Here is a 14963-nt window from a genome sequence, read left to right as displayed (position 1 = left end):
TCGAGTCGGACGAAGTATCGGCCCCATCGTCGTGCATACGACCGAAGGGTGTGCGAGGGTGGAGCGGTGCGAGGATCCCGTGGAGTACCGCTGAGCGAACTGGTGACGGCTCTGGACTCGGGGGTCTCCGGGACGGTGCTGGGCGGCGACCCGGAGATCGCCTCGGTCGCCATGGCCGACGGCGACGGACTGGCCTCCGCGGGGGCGTGGCCCGACGTCGACCTGTTGTTGCTGGTCGGCGTGGACGCCGGTGCGTTCACCCGGGTGACGGCCGGTGAGCACGGTCCGTCCGCGGTGATCACGAAGTCGCTCGCGGTGGCCCGGGCCGCGACGGAGGCCGGGTCGGCCGCGGTGACGATCGTGGGCGGCGTCCGCTGGGACCGGGTGCTGGCGGTGATCGGGGACCGGCTCGACCGGGCGCGGGAGATCGGGCCGGCCGATCCGACGTCGGCGGACCTGGATCTGTACGGCCTGGTGTCGCTGATCGCCGACGGCACCGGGGGCCTGGTCTCGATCGAGGACCCGACGAGCACCCGGGTGCTCGCCTACTCGCCGTCGCGCGGCGAGGCCGATCGACTGCGCGTGGAGACGATCCTGGGCCGCGGCGGGCCGCCCGAATATCTGGCGCTGCTGCGCCGCGCCGGCGTCTTCGAGGCGATCCGGCGCGGCGGGGAGGTGGTCGACGTCCCGGAGAACCCCGAGCAGTCGTGGCATCGGCGACTGGTGATCGGCGTCCACGGACCGACCGGCAGGCACCTCGGTTCCATCTGGGTGCAGGAGGGCGCCGAGCCCCTGCACGACGACGCCGGGGAGGTCCTCCGCGGGGCCGCCGCGGTGGCCGCGCGGATCCTCACCCGGGTGTTCCAGGCGCCGTCGACGGAGGCGCAGCTGGTGCAGCGCGTCTTCGGTGAGCACGGCGGGGTGGACGCCGGTTCGGCGAGCGCCTACCTGGGCATCCCGGCCCGCCGGGAGGTGTCGCTGGTGGGACTCGCGGCGGCCGACCGGGACGGGCGGGACGCCGAGACGATCGCGGCGCTCGGCGGAGCGCTGCGCCTGCAGGCCAGCGCGTTCGCGGCGAGCGCGGTGACCGCGGTGATCGGCGCGCGGGCGTATCTGCTGGTGCCCGAGCGCGGCGGCAACCGGCTCACCGAGTGGGTCGAGTCGCTGCTGAACCGGTTCGATCCGCCGGGGGCCCCGGAGCCTGCGAGCACGCCGTCCGGCCGTCGTGCCTCCGGTGCCGACGGAGTGCGGCGCGGCCGGCTGCGCGCGGTGATCGTCACCCCGGTGAGCGGGCTGGAGGCGGTCCCGGCGGCCCGCGCCGAATGCGACCGCGTGCTCGCGGCCACCACCGGCACCGCGCCGCGCGTCACCACCCTGGCCGAGTCGCGGACCGCGGTGCTGCTCACCGAGATCGTGGACCGGCTCTCCGGACTGCCCGAACTGGCGGATCCGCGCCTGGCCCGACTGCGGGACTACGACGCCCAGCACGCCGCCGAACTGGTCGCCAGCGTGCGCGCGTGGAGCGACGCCCACGGCAACGTCCGGGACGCGGCCCGCGTCCTGGGCATCCACGTCAACACGCTGCGCTACCGCATTCGAACGGGCCCAGACGGTGTCCGGGCTGCGGCTGGACGATCCGGACGACCGTCTCCTGGTCGCGCTGGCGCTGCGACTCGACGAAGGACGGCGGCTCGACGAGGGCCTGCGACTCGACGGGGGAGGCGGGCCGGTCAGCGGCTGACCGCCGAGGCGGTGTCGCCGAAGATCTCGCGCAGGCTCCGCTTGAGCAGTTTGCCGGTCGCGTTGCGGGGGAGCGCGTCGACGAACTCCACGCGGCGCGGGGACTTGAAGGCGGCGATCCTGCTGCGGCAGAACGCGATCAGGTCGTCGGCGGCGGCGGTGGCGCCGTCGCGGAGGGTGACGATCGCCGTCACCGCTTCGCCCCAGGTCTCGTCCGGCAGTCCGATCACGGCGACGTCGTCGACGTCGTCGTGCGCGAAGAGCACCTGCTCCACCTCGATCGGGTAGACGTTCTCGCCGCCGGTGGCGATCATGTCCTTCTTGCGGTCGACCAGGGTGACGAACCCCTCGGCGTCGCGGCGGGCGAGGTCGCCGGTGTGGAACCAGCCGCCCCGCTTCTCGTGCGCCGACACCGCGGGCAGCCCCCAGTAGCCGGCGAACACGTTCGGTCCGGCGATCAGCAGTTCGCCCACCTCGCCGGTCGCGACGTCGCGGTCCTCGTCGTCGACGATCCGTGCCGAGACGTGCAGGACGGGTCGTCCGACCGAACCGGCGTGGCTGCGCACGTAACGGGACTCCAGGACGCAGGCGGTCGGGGAGAGCTCGGTCATGCCGAAGCCCTCCATGAAGGTGAGGCCCTTGCCCTGGTAGAAGTCGATCACCGGAAGCGGGCAGGGGGCTCCGCCGCAGAGCAGACAGCGCAGCGCGGAGAGGTCGTGGTCGTCGAAATCGGGCACCTTGGTCATCGCCGCCCACATCGCCGGAACCATGAAGTGCACCGTGATGCGGAAGTCGGCGAGCATCTTCAGCGTCTGGGCCGGGTCGAACGCCGGCGCGACGACGACGCTGCCGCCGGAGTACAGGATCGGCAGCACGTAGAGGCCGAGCCCGCCGATGTGGAACAGCGGTGCGACGGCCAGGGTCCGGTCGCGCGGGGTGAGCCCCTCGCCGGCCACCAGCATGTTGATCGCGTTCCACTCGAAGTTGCCGTGGGTCAGCATGGCGCCCTTGGGCTTTCCGGTGGTGCCGGAGGTGTACATGAGCATGGCGACGTCGTCGGCGCCGACCGGCTCCTCGTCGGCGAAGGAGTCCTCCGGCTCGTCGAGGGCATCCAGGTGGACCAGATCCACCGCCCGCGGGGCGGCCTCGGCGGAGTCCGCGGCGAGCGGGGCGAACACGTCGTCGTGCAGCAGCAGGGCCGGGGCGGCATTGGAGATCAGATAGGCGATCTCGGCGGGGCCGAGGCGGAAGTTCACCGGGACGCTGACGGCGCCGAGCCGGGCGACGGCGAACATCGTGGCCAGCTGCGTCGTCGAGTTGAGGCCGAGGATCATGACGCGGTCGCCGCGCCGGACCCCGCGCGTGCGGAGCGCGGCGGCGCGGCGCGCGGCCTGATCGGCGAGTGCGGCGTAGGTGGTCTCGGTGCCCGTGGGGGCGTCGATCAGGGCCACCGCATTGGGGGTGCGCTCGGCCCGGCGGGTGATCCAACTGCTCAAACCGGTCATGTGGTTCCGTCTCCTCGTCGTCGCTTCCGGCGGGCGTGAGCACGCCTGTGGCGCGAATGTAACGAACCCCACACCGTGGCGGTGCGGGGTTCGTCGAAGTCGGTCGAGTGCGGTCAGACGGTCGCGGGGCTGGTCGGTGCGGCGTCCGTCTCCGCCGGAGCCTGCGCGGGCGCCGCGGAGTAGGTGAGGAACTCGTCGTCCACCGGGCCGCGATCGAGCTGGCCGCGGTCGGTGTAGACGCTCATCGACATGGTCCACGGCTTCTCGGTGCCCTGCTTGGGCAGACCGTCCAGCGCACGCTTGACGTAGCCCGCGCCGAAGTCGAGCAGCGGACGGGTCTCCAGTCCCGCGGGGACCTCCGGGCGGACGCTGGTGTAGCCGTGGGCGTCCATGTGGTCCAGCATGCGGCACCAGTACCGGCACAGCATGTCGACCTTGAGCGTCCACGACGAGTTGGTGTAGCCGAGCGCCATCGCGAGGTTCGGCAGCCCCGACAGCATGACGCCGCGGTAGGCGACGGCGTCCTTCAGCACGACGGGCTCGCCGTCGACGGCCAGGTCCATGCCGCCGAACATCTGCAGGTTCAGTCCGGTGGCGGTCACGATGATGTCCGCCTCCAGCTCCCGGCCGCTCTCCAGCAGGATGCCCTTCTCGGTGAAGGTCGTGATCCGGTCGGTGACGATCGACGCGTCACCGCGCTTGAGTGCGCGGAACATGTCGCCGTCGGGCACCACGCACAGGCGCTGATCCCACGGGTTGTACGGCGGGTTGAAGTGCGGATCCAGCGGGAAGTCCCTGCCGAGCATGGCCTTGTTGGTGCCGCGGATCACCGCGCGCATTGGGGTCGGGAAGTGCTGGCAGAGTTCGTACATGACGCGCTGCTGCAGGATGTTCTTCTCCCGGGAGAGCTTGTAGCCGAGGTCGGCGCCGAGGACCTTCTTCAGCACGTTGGCGACGGCGTCCTCGCGGGGCAGCGGGATCACGTAGGTCGGGGTGCGCTGGAGCATGGTGACGTGGGCGGCGTCGTCGGTCATCGACGGCACCAGGGTCACCGCCGTGGCCCCGGAACCGATCACGACGATCTTCTTGCCGGAGTAGTCCAGGTCCTCCGGCCAGTGCTGCGGGTGGATGATCTGTCCGGTGAAGCGCTCCTTGCCGGGGAAGTCCGGGGTGAAGCCCTCGTCGTAGTTGTAATACCCGGTGCCGGCGAAGATCCAGCGGGCCCGGATCAACTCGGTGGGGGCGTCCTCGCCCTCCGTCGCGACCGCCGAGGGATCGGTGTTCGTGACGGTGACGTGCCAGGCCTGGTCGGCGGTGTTCCAGTCGGCGCCGACGGCCCGCCGGTGGAAGCGGATCTTCTCGGTCAGGCCGTCGTCGTCGGCGGCCTCGGTCAGGTAGTCGATGATCCGGTCGGCGTCGGCGATGGCCTGGTTGTCCATCCACGGCTTGAAACCGAAGCCGAAGGTGTGCAGATCCGAGTCGGAGCGGAGGCCCGGGTACTTGAACAGGTCCCAGGTGCCGCCGAGGGTGTGGCGCGACTCGAGGATCGTGAAGCTCTTGTCCGGGTGTTCGGTCTTGAGGTAGTGCGCCGCGCCGATGCCGGAGATCCCGGCGCCGATGATCAGGACGTCGAGGACGTCGGTGCCGGGGGTGGTCTCGGTCGTCATGGGTGTCGATTCCGTTCGGTCGAGGAGGCGGGGCGGGGCTGCACCGCCGCATGTACCAATGATCGTTGGCATCGTGGAAATATGCAAGGTCGATATGCACCCCGTTATCGATATTCATGGTGCATAATCGACCATATGGTGACGGTGGCGGTCGATCCCGCGGTGGCTGATCTGATCCGAGAGGGCGTTCGGCTGGTGCTGGCCGCGCCCCCGGAGTGGGCCAGGGCGCTCGACGAGAGCGTGCTGCAGGGCACCGGCATGGACGCGGTCGCCGAGGATCCGGAACTGCTCGACATCGCCCTGCGGACGACCGCCGCCAACATCGAGCACTGGGCCGCCGCGAACCTGGCGGAGCCCGGTGTGCGGGTGAGCGTCCGCACCGCCGACGACATGGAGGTGTTCGTCCGCGACCTGGTGCGGCGCGGTCTGGACGCGAGCACGCTGGACTCGTTCCGCACCTCGCAGAACGTCGCCTGGCAGCTGTGGATGCAGATCTGCTTCACCCTGACCGACGACCGCGACCTGCTGCGGCGACTCCTGGAGGTCACGTCCGCCTCGATCGCGACCTACATCGACGACACCGTGCGCTCGCTGGCGGAGATGATCGACGTCGCCCGCGCCGAGCTGGCCGGCGACACCCACGCGCAGCGCCGCGCCGCGGTCGCGCTGGTCCTCGAGGGCGCACCGGTCTCCGATGCGCGGGCCCACGCGCAGCTCGGGTACCGGCTCGACGGCCCCCAGCTCGCGGCGGTGATCTCCGGCGGACCGCGTGTTCCGGCCGAGCGCCTGGAGTCGGCGTGCGAGGCGATCATGCAGGCCGGCGGGATCACCCGGCGGCTGGTGGTGCTGGCCGGGGCATCGCAGCTGTGGGTGTGGTTTCCCGCCGTCGACCTCGTGCTCGACGAGGCCGCCCGGACCTACGACGACGTGCGGATCGCCGTCGGCTCGCCGGGCGAGGGACGGGAGGGCTTCCGGCGCAGCCACTTCCAGGCGCTCACCGTCCACCGGATACTGCAACGCGCGGGCGTCGACCGGACCGTCGCGGAGTACGGCGAGGTGCGCCTGATCGACGCGATGAGCGACGACGACGAGAAGGTCTCCGGCTTCGTGTCCGCCACGCTCGGCGCTCTGCTCGACGCCGAACCCGAGGTGGTCGAGTGCCTCCGCGTGTGGTTCGCCCAGCGGTGCAACGCCAGTGCCGCCGCTGAACGGCTGTACACGCATCGCAACACCGTCGTGCGGCGCCTGGCGAAGGCCGAGGAACTGCTGCCGGTCCCGCTGGCGGACAACGCCGTCGCCGTCGCCGCGGCCCTGGAGGTGTGGCACTGGCGGGGCTCGGGAGCGTAGGCGGGATCGGGGGGGGGGTCACACCACCGGCTGGTAGGGGACCGCGGCGCTGATCGTCTCGTCGTGCGCGATGGGGCGCCCGAGGAGGGGGAAGGCGCGCTGCGGGCAGCTCGGTCGCGGGCACACCTTGCAGCCGGCGCCGATCGGGATCACGGTGCGCGGCTCGCGGATGTCGATCCCCGTCGCGTAGATCAGCTCCTCGGCGTGGGAGAGGTCGCAGCCGAGGCCGACGGCGAAGTGCGACGGTGTGCCGAGATGGCCCTGCTGCGTCGGATCGGTAGTGCGCGCCAGCCAGAAGTAGGTGCGGCCGTCGGGCATCTCCGACACCTGGGTGTGGATGCGCCCGGGCATCGAGAAGGCGTCGTGCACCACCCACAGCGGGCAGCTGCCACCGACCCGGGAGAAGTGGAACGCGGTCGCGGACTGGCGTTTGGAGATGTTCCCGGCCTTGTCGACGCGGACGAAGATGAACGGGATCCCGCGGTCGCCGGGGCGCTGCAGCGTGGACAGGCGGTGGCAGACGGTCTCGAAGCCGACCTCGAAATCACGGCTGAGCAGGTCGACGTCGTATCGCACGTGCCGGGCGGCCGCCGCGAACTGGGTGTACGGCAGCACCAGTGCGCCGGCGAAGTAGTTGGCCAGGCCGGTCCGGGCCACCGGAATCGATCCGGGGTCCAGCTCCCCCGTCCGATGCGCCGCCGAGGGGTTCGCGGCGTCGTCGACCAGGCGGTCGATCAACTCGCGCTGACTCAGCAGCGCGAGCTGGGTGGCGAGCTGGAACGCCCGCTGACCGCGGGTCAGTCGGCGGGCGAGGGAGAGGGTGGCCGTCGACGGGTCGTAGCGGCGTTTGGGCGTGGTGTCGACCTCGGTGCCGGGAGCGGGGTCGATGTAGCGGACGCTGATCCCGTAGTCGGTGGCCAGGAACCGGGCCAGCTGGACGTCGAGTCCGCCGATCCGCAGCCCGGCGCGCGCGAACATCTTCTCGGCGGCGTCGTCGAGTTCGGCGATGTGGTTGCGGCGGTCGTAGAAGTAGTCGCGCACCTGCTCGAACGGGGTGCCGGGGGCGGCGTCCTCGTCGTGCGGACTGCCGGTGGGGTCGCTGCGGTAGCTCTCCAGTTCGCCGGTGGCGGCGGCCAGTCGGCGGTGCAGGCTCACCAGGGTGCGTCCCACGTCGGGCATCCGCGAGACGAGTTCGGTCACCTCGGCCTGGGAGAGCGGCGCCTCGCCGTGCTCCCGCAGGACGTCGGCGAGGTCGGCGGTCAGGCGCGCGTCGCCGTCGGCGGCGAAGAAGTCCGGGGCCAGCTCGAACTCCCGGGTGAGTTTGAGCAGGACCGGGACGGTGATCGGCCGGGAGTCGTTCTCGAGCTGGTTCACGTAGCTCGTGGAGAGGTCGAGGCGACGGGCGAGCGACGCCTGCGAGATGCCGCGGTCCTCGCGGAGACGGCGCAGTCGGGCGCCCACATAGGTCTTCGCCATGTCATGGAAGACTACTCCTCCCGGCGTCCGCAACATTCGCAGAATCGCCCGTGAAGATTCGCAAGAATACGCATTTGCTAGGTCTTTTCCCGGTGTCCACCCCGTGCGTACGGTGCAAACATGATCAATCACGAGGTTTACACGCGCCGCAGTTCCGAGACCTTCCCGAAGGAAGAGCACCTCGCCTACAAGATCGCCCAGATCGCCGTCGACCCGGTCGAGGTCCCCGCCGACACCGCGGAGATGATCATCAACCGCATCCTCGACAACGCCGCCGTGAGCGCCGCCTCGGTGGCCCGCCGTCCGGTCACCAGCGCCCGCCGCCAGGCCCAGACCCGTCCGCTGACCGGCGGCTCCGGCGTCTTCGGCATCGACGGCGAGTACGCGCCGGAGTGGGCCGCCTGGGCCAACGGCGTCGCCGTCCGCGAACTCGACTTCCACGACACCTTCCTGGCCGCCGAGTACAGCCACCCCGGGGACAACATCCCGGCGCTCGTCGCCGTCGGCCAGCGCGTCGGTGCCAACGGCCACGACCTGATCCGCGGCCTGGCCACCGCCTACGAGGTCCAGGTGGACCTGGTCAAGGGCATCTGCCTGCACGAGCACAAGATCGACCACGTCGCCCACCTCGGCCCGTCGATCGCCGCGGGCCTGGGCACCATGCTCGGCCTGGAGATCGAGACCATCTACCAGGCCGTCGGCCAGGCGCTGCACCTGACCACCGCCACCCGCCAGTCGCGCAAGGGCGAGATCTCCAGCTGGAAGGCCTACGCCCCGGCGCTCGCCGGCAAGGTGGCCGTCGAGGCCGTCGACCGCGCCATGCGCGGAGAGGGCGCCCCGTCGCCGATCTGGGAGGGCGAGGACGGCGTCATCGCCTGGCTGCTCGGCGGCCCCGACGCCCGCTACACCGTGCCGCTGCCGGGCCCCGGCGAGGCCAAGCGCGGTATCCTGGACACCTACACCAAGGAGCACTCGGCCGAGTACCAGAGCCAGGCCCCGATCGACCTGGCCCGCCGCATGCGCGAGCGCGTCGGCGACACCGCCGAGGTGGAGTCGATCGTGCTGCACACCAGCCACCACACCCACTACGTGATCGGCACCGGCTCGGGCGACCCGCAGAAGTTCGACCCGAAGGCCAGCCGCGAGACCCTGGACCACTCGGTGATGTACATCTTCGCCGTGGCGCTGCAGGACGGCGACTGGGACCACGAGAAGTCGTACGCCCCCGAGCGCGCCGGCCGCCCGGACACCGTCGAGCTGTGGAAGAAGATCTCCACCGTCGAGGACCCGGAGTGGACCCGCCGCTACCACTCGACCGACCCGAACGAGAAGGCCTTCGGCGCCCGCGCGGTGATCACCATGAAGAACGGCGACGTGATCACCGACGAGCTGGCCGTGGCCGACGCGCACCCGCTGGGCGCCCGGCCGTTCGCCCGCGAGCAGTACCTGACCAAGTTCGCCCGGATGGCCGACGGCGTCGTGGACCCCGCCGAGCAGGAGCGCTTCACCGCCGCGGCCACCGGTCTCGCCGACATCCCGGCCGGCGGCCTGGGCGCGCTCAACGTGCGCGTGCTCGACGACGTGCTGGCCTCGGCGCCGTCGACCGGCGAGGGAATCCTCTGAGATGGCTCTCTTCTCGTCCGGCGTCACCGACGCCGACAAGCGCAAGGCGCTGCGGGCCGGGCTGACCTCCGGTGAGCTGCAGCGCTGGCCGGGGGCGTTCTCGCCGCTGGTCGCCAAGATCGTCGCCGACGCGGGCTTCGAGGGCGTCTACGTCTCCGGCGCGGCCCTCTCGGCGGACCTCGGTCTGCCCGACATCGGCCTGACCACCCTCACCGAGGTGGCCGCCCGGGGCGGGGCGATCGCCCGCGCCACCGATCTGCCGACGCTGATCGACGCCGACACCGGTTTCGGCGAACCGATGAGCGCGGCCCGCACCGTCGCGGTCCTGGAGGACGCCGGCCTGGCCGGCTGCCACCTGGAGGACCAGGTGAATCCGAAGCGGTGCGGACACCTCGACGGCAAGGAGGTGGTCCCGGCGGCGGAGATGGTCCGCAGGCTGGGGGCCGCCGTCGGTGCGCGCCGTGACGAGGACTTCGTGATCTGCGCCCGGACCAATGCCCGCGGCGTCGAGGGACTCGACGCGGCCATCGCCCGCGCCAAGGAGTACGTCGCCGCCGGTGCGGACCTGATCTTCACCGAGGCGCTCGCCGACCTCGACGAGTTCAAGCGGTTCCGCGACGAGGTGGATGCGCCGCTGCTGGCCAACATGACCGAGTTCGGCAAGTCCGAGCTGTTCACGGCCGAGCAGTTCCGCGCCATCGGCTACAACGTGGTGATCTACCCGGTCACCACGCTGCGGCTGGCGATGGGCGCCGTCGAGGCGGGCCTGCGGCGGATCGCCGAGGACGGCACCCAGGCGGGCGTGCTCGACGGCATGCAGCACCGCGCCCGGCTCTACGAGTTCCTGCGGTACGCCGACTACAACGACTTCGATTCGTCCATCTTCACCTACACCCGACCGGGGGAGCAGTCATGACCGAACAGTCGATCGAGATCCGCAAGGGGCTGGCAGGCGTGGTGGTCGACACCACCGCCGTCTCCAAGGTGGTCCCGGAGACCAACAGCCTGACCTACCGCGGCTACGCGGTACAGGACCTGGCGGCGAGTAAAACGTTCGAGGAGGTGGCCTACCTGCTCTGGCACGGTGAGTTGCCGACGCCGCAGCAGCTCGCGCTCTTCACCCAGCGGGAGCGGGCCAACCGGCGGCTCGACCGCTCGGCGCAGGCCGTGCTGGCGCGGATCCCGGAGAACTGCCATCCGATGGACACCGTCCGCACCATGATCAGCTATCTCGGCAGTGTGGACCCGGACGAGGACGTGCCCACCCCCGAGGCCAACCTCGACAAGGGCCTGCGGATGCTGGCGGTGCTGCCGACCATCGTCGCTGCCGACTTCCGCCGGCGTCGCGGCCAGGAGCCGATCGCCCCGCACCACGGGCTCGGGTACGCGGAGAACTTCCTGAACATGTGCTTCGGGAAGGTGCCCGATACCGAGATCGTCGCCGCCTTCACGCAGTCGATGATCCTGTACGCCGAGCACAGCTTCAACGCCTCGACCTTCGCCGCGCGGGTGGTCACCTCCACCCAGTCGGACATCTACAGCGCCGTGACCGCGGCCATCGGCGCGCTCAAGGGCTCGCTGCACGGCGGCGCGAACGAGGCCGTGATGTACGACATGATCGAGATCGATCGCCCGGAGCGGGCCAAGGACTGGCTGAACGCCAAGCTCGACGCCAAGGAGAAGGTGATGGGCTTCGGTCACCGCGTCTACAAGAACGGCGACTCGCGGGTGCCGACCATGTACGACGCGCTGGTGAAGGTGTCCGAGCACGTGGGCGAGGACAAGTGGCTGGGTATCTACCGTGAGCTCGCCGAGGCGATGGACGCCCGGACCGGGATCAAGCCGAACCTCGACTTCCCGACCGGTCCGGCGTACCACCTGATGGGCTTCGACATCCCGATGTTCACGCCGATCTTCGTGATGAGCCGGATCGCGGGATGGACGGCGCACATCGTCGAGCAGACCCGTTCGAACGCGCTGATCCGTCCGCTGTCGGCCTACGACGGTCCCGTGCAGCGCCCGATCCCGGCCTGAGACCGTCCGACACGGCCTCGAATAGGGTATTAAATATTGTATATCTTCGGGAGAGGTGGATCACTCCGTGAATCCGCCTCTCCCGAAGGTCCATCGATGCGGGGCGGCCGCGCCGATGTCAGCTCATGCAACCAAGCAACGAGGCAAACATGTTCAGCAAAGTCCTGGTGGCCAACCGCGGTGAGATCGCGGTGCGTGCGTTCCGTGCCGCATTCGAACTCGGTGCGGGCACCGTCGCGGTGTACCCCTACGAAGACCGCAACTGCGTGCACCGCGGGAAGGCCGACGAGTCGTACCAGATCGGCGAGCAGGGCCGACCGGTGCAGGCGTACCTCTCGGTCGACGCGCTGATCGGCGCCGCGCAACAGGCCGGCGCCGACGCGGTGTACCCCGGATACGGTTTCGCCTCGGAGAACCCCGAGCTGGCGGCGGCGTGCGCGGAGAACGGGATCACCTTCGTGGGACCGTCGTCGCGCGTGCTGGAGCTGACCGGCGACAAGAAGCAGTCGGTGCAGGCCGCCCGCGAGGCCGGCCTGCCGGTGCTGGCCGGCTCGGCGCCGTCGTCGGACGTCGATGCGCTGGTGGCCGCCGCCGAGGACATGACCTACCCGATCTTCGTCAAGGCCGTCGCCGGCGGCGGCGGCCGCGGCATGCGCCGGGTGGACGACCCGAAGAACCTCGCCGAGGCGATCGGCGCGGCCTCCCGCGAGGCCGAGGCGGCGTTCGGCAATCCGACGGTCTTCCTGGAGCAGGCCGTGGTGAACCCGCGGCACATCGAGGTGCAGATCCTCGCCGATCACACCGGTGACGTGATCCACCTGTACGAGCGCGACTGCTCGCTGCAGCGGCGCCACCAGAAGGTGGTCGAGCTGGCACCCGCCCCGAACCTGGACCCGGAGCTGCGGCAGCGGATCTGCGCCGACGCGGTGGCCTTCGCCCGGCACATCGACTACACGTGCGCCGGCACCGTGGAGTTCCTGGTCGACGAGCGCGGTCGGCACTACTTCATCGAGATGAACCCGCGCATCCAGGTGGAGCACACGGTCACCGAGGAGGTCACCGACGTCGACCTGGTCTCCTCTCAGCTGCGCATCGCCGCGGGGGAGACCCTGGCCGACCTCGGCCTCTCGCAGGACTCGATCGCCGTCCACGGCGCCGCCCTGCAGTGCCGCATCACCACCGAGAACCCGGCCGACGGCTTCCGCCCGGACACCGGCCGCATCAACGTCTACCGCGCGCCGGGCGGCACCGGCGTCCGACTCGACGGCGCCGCCGCGCTCGGCAGCGAGGTGACCGGCCACTTCGACTCGATGCTGGTCAAACTCACCTGCCGCGGCCGCGACTTCCCGACCGCGGTCCGGCGCGCGCAGCGCGCGCTCGCCGAGTTCAAGATCCGCGGCGTGCACACCAACATCGACTACCTCAAGGCCGTGCTGGCCGACCCGGACTTCCAGGCGGGCGCCATCACGACGTCGTTCATCGACGACCGGCCCGAACTGCTCACCGCGGTGCGCTCGTCCGAGCGCGGCTCGAAACTGCTGAACTACCTGGCCGACGTCACCGTGCACCGCCCGCACGGCCTCGTCCCGACCCCGGTGCACCCGCACAAGAAGCTGCCCGAGCTCGGCGCGGAGACGCTGGCGAACCCGCCGGCCGGCTCCAAACAGCGGCTCGACGAGCTGGGCCCGGAGGGCTTCGCGCGGGCGCTGCGGGAACAGAAGGCGCTCGCGGTGACCGACACCACCTTCCGCGACGCGCACCAGTCGCTGCTGGCCACCCGCGTCCGCACCTCCGGCCTGGTCTCGGTGGCGCCGTACGTCGCCGCGCTCACCCCGGAACTGCTGTCGGTGGAGTGCTGGGGCGGGGCCACCTACGACGTCGCGCTGCGCTTCCTCAAGGAGGACCCCTGGGAGCGGCTCGCCCGCCTCCGGAAGGCCCTGCCGAACATCTGCCTGCAGATGCTGCTGCGCGGCAAGAACACCGTCGGCTACACCCCGTACCCGACGCAGGTGACCACCGCGTTCGTCGACGAGGCCGCCCGCACCGGGGTGGACATCTTCCGCATCTTCGACGCCCTCAACAGCGTCGACGCCATGCGCCCGGCCATCGACGCCGTCCGCGCGACCGGGACCACCGTCGCCGAGGTCGCGATGAGCTACACCGGCGACCTGGCGAACCCCGCCGAGGACGTCTACACCCTCGACTACTACCTGCGCCTGGCCGAACAGATCGTCGACGCCGGGGCGCACGTGCTGGCGATCAAGGACATGGCCGGGCTGCTGCGTCCGGCCGCGGCCCGCACGCTGGTCGGCGCGCTGCGCTCGGAGTTCGACCTGCCGATCCACGTGCACACCCACGACACCCCGGGCGGTCAGCTGGCCACCTACCTGGCGGCCTGGGAGGCCGGCGCCGACGCCGTCGACGGCGCCGGCGCCCCGCTCTCGGGGACGACGAGCCAGCCCGCGCTCTCGGCGATCGTCGCCGCGGCCGCGCACACCGAGTACGACACCGGCATGGACCTGGACCGGGTCACCTCGCTGGAGCCGTACTGGGAGGCGCTGCGCAAGATGTACGGCACCTTCGAGTCGGGGATCCCGGCGCCGACGGGCCGCGTCTACGACCACGAGATCCCCGGCGGCCAGCTCTCCAACCTGCGTCAGCAGGCCATCTCGATCGGCGTCGGCGACCAGTTCGAGGCCGTCGAGGAGGCGTACGCCGGCGCGAACCGCCTGCTCGGCCGCCCGGTCAAGGTGACCCCGTCGTCGAAGGTGGTCGGCGACCTCGCCATCGCCTTCGTCGCCCAGGGCATCACCGCCGAGGAGTTCGCCGCCGATCCGACGTCGTACGACATCCCCGACTCGGTGGTCGGCTTCCTGCAGGGTGAGCTCGGCGAGCCGGCCGCGGGCTGGCCGGAGCCGCTGCGCGAGAAGATCCTGGCCGGGAGGTCGTCGGAGGTGACCGAAGAGGTGCTCGCGCCGGAGGACCAGGCGCTGCTGGAGACACCCGGACCGGAGCGTCAGGCGGCCCTGAACCGTCTGCTCTTCCCCGGCCCGACCGCCGAATACCTGGCCCACCGCGAGGAGTACGGCGACACCTCGCGCCTGCCCGCGTACCAGTTCTTCTACGGACTGAACCAGGGCTACGAGCACCGGGTGATCCTGCGCGACGGCGTCCAGCTGCTGATCACCCTGGAGGCGGTCAGCGAACCCGACGTGGCGGGGATCCGGACCGTGATGTGCACGCTCAACGGCGAGCTGCGGCCGGTGCCGGTGCTCGACCGGTCGGCGGACGTCTCGGTGGAGGTGCGCGAGCGCGCCGACAAGGAGAACCCGAACCACATCGGCGCACCGTTCGCGGGCGTGGTCACGGTCTCGGTGGCCGTCGGCGACGAGGTGGCCCCCGGCGACGTCATCGGCACCATCGAGGCGATGAAGATGGAGGCCTCGATCTCGGCGCAGACCGCCGGGACGGTCAAGCGCGTCGTCGTGCACCCGGCCACCGAGGTCGGCGCGGGCGATCTGCTGGTGGAGCTCGGATAGTCCGGAGGAGTGTGGTCTCGACTCCGCTCGAC

The 14963-nt window shown here is 70.9% G+C and carries 8 protein-coding genes and 1 pseudogene; 6 read left to right on the top strand and 3 right to left on the bottom strand.

The window, feature by feature from the left end; translation table 11 throughout:
* Positions 1-171: 171 nt before the first annotated feature.
* Positions 172-1566, top strand: a pseudogene (locus QM809_RS17790) (CdaR family transcriptional regulator); the annotation flags it as partial.
* Positions 1567-1730: 164 nt separating this feature from the next.
* Here QM809_RS17790 and QM809_RS17785 read toward each other — a convergent pair.
* Positions 1731-3245 (bottom strand): acyl-CoA synthetase, encoded by a 1515-nt coding sequence (locus QM809_RS17785; protein WP_415047190.1) that lies wholly within the window; start codon positions 3243-3245, stop codon positions 1731-1733.
* Positions 3246-3358: 113 nt separating this feature from the next.
* Entirely contained in the window at positions 3359-4912 is a 1554-nt protein-coding gene (locus tag QM809_RS17780; RefSeq protein ID WP_415047189.1) for a flavin-containing monooxygenase, read from the bottom strand.
* A 135-nt stretch (positions 4913-5047) separates the two neighbouring features.
* On the opposite strand from QM809_RS17780, the gene QM809_RS17775 reads away from it, so the two are divergent.
* A complete protein-coding gene (locus QM809_RS17775) occupies positions 5048-6259 on the top strand; it encodes a PucR family transcriptional regulator (protein WP_415047188.1) in 1212 nt (403 codons plus the stop codon).
* Positions 6260-6277: 18 nt separating this feature from the next.
* Here the strand turns inward: QM809_RS17775 and QM809_RS17770 are convergent, their stop codons facing one another.
* Positions 6278-7735 (bottom strand): short-chain fatty acyl-CoA regulator family protein, encoded by a 1458-nt coding sequence (locus QM809_RS17770; RefSeq protein WP_415047187.1) that lies wholly within the window; start codon positions 7733-7735, stop codon positions 6278-6280.
* A gap of 120 nt (positions 7736-7855) precedes the next feature.
* Between QM809_RS17770 and prpD the strand changes: the two genes are divergently transcribed.
* From prpD to QM809_RS17750, 4 genes are all read left to right on the top strand, one after another.
* A complete protein-coding gene (prpD, locus tag QM809_RS17765) occupies positions 7856-9358 on the top strand; it encodes a 2-methylcitrate dehydratase PrpD (RefSeq protein ID WP_415047186.1) in 1503 nt (500 codons plus the stop codon).
* Position 9359: 1 nt separating this feature from the next.
* On the top strand, positions 9360-10274 hold the full coding sequence (gene prpB / locus QM809_RS17760; RefSeq protein WP_415047185.1) for a methylisocitrate lyase: 915 nt from the start codon (positions 9360-9362) through the stop codon (positions 10272-10274).
* On the top strand, positions 10271-11392 hold the full coding sequence (locus tag QM809_RS17755; protein WP_415047184.1) for a bifunctional 2-methylcitrate synthase/citrate synthase: 1122 nt from the start codon (positions 10271-10273) through the stop codon (positions 11390-11392). The genes prpB and QM809_RS17755 overlap by 4 nt, the downstream gene beginning before the upstream one ends.
* Before the next feature lie 149 nt (positions 11393-11541).
* Positions 11542-14931 carry a pyruvate carboxylase gene (locus QM809_RS17750; protein WP_415047183.1) on the top strand — a complete coding sequence of 1130 codons (3390 nt, stop codon included), beginning with the start codon at positions 11542-11544 and terminating at the stop codon, positions 14929-14931.
* The last annotated feature ends 32 nt before the right edge of the window (positions 14932-14963 follow it).

The sequence above is a fragment of the Gordonia sp. (in: high G+C Gram-positive bacteria) genome (genome assembly GCF_047600385.1).
GTDB lineage: Bacteria > Actinomycetota > Actinomycetes > Mycobacteriales > Mycobacteriaceae > Gordonia.
This window is presented reverse-complemented; position numbering and strand designations above follow the sequence as displayed.

Bases quoted from the DNA above. Each gene is read 5' to 3' on its own strand.
- QM809_RS17755 (WP_415047184.1), top strand. From the start codon at position 10,271: ATGACCGAACAGTCGATCGAGATCCGCAAGGGGCTGGCAGGCGTGGTG.
- prpD (WP_415047186.1), top strand. From the start codon at position 7,856: ATGATCAATCACGAGGTTTACACGCGCCGCAGTTCCGAGACCTTCCCG.
- QM809_RS17770 (WP_415047187.1), bottom strand. From the start codon at position 7,735: ATGGCGAAGACCTATGTGGGCGCCCGACTGCGCCGTCTCCGCGAGGAC.
- QM809_RS17780 (WP_415047189.1), bottom strand. From the start codon at position 4,912: ATGACGACCGAGACCACCCCCGGCACCGACGTCCTCGACGTCCTGATC.
- prpB (WP_415047185.1), top strand. From the start codon at position 9,360: ATGGCTCTCTTCTCGTCCGGCGTCACCGACGCCGACAAGCGCAAGGCG.
- QM809_RS17775 (WP_415047188.1), top strand. From the start codon at position 5,048: ATGGTGACGGTGGCGGTCGATCCCGCGGTGGCTGATCTGATCCGAGAG.
- QM809_RS17750 (WP_415047183.1), top strand. From the start codon at position 11,542: ATGTTCAGCAAAGTCCTGGTGGCCAACCGCGGTGAGATCGCGGTGCGT.
- QM809_RS17785 (WP_415047190.1), bottom strand. From the start codon at position 3,245: ATGACCGGTTTGAGCAGTTGGATCACCCGCCGGGCCGAGCGCACCCCC.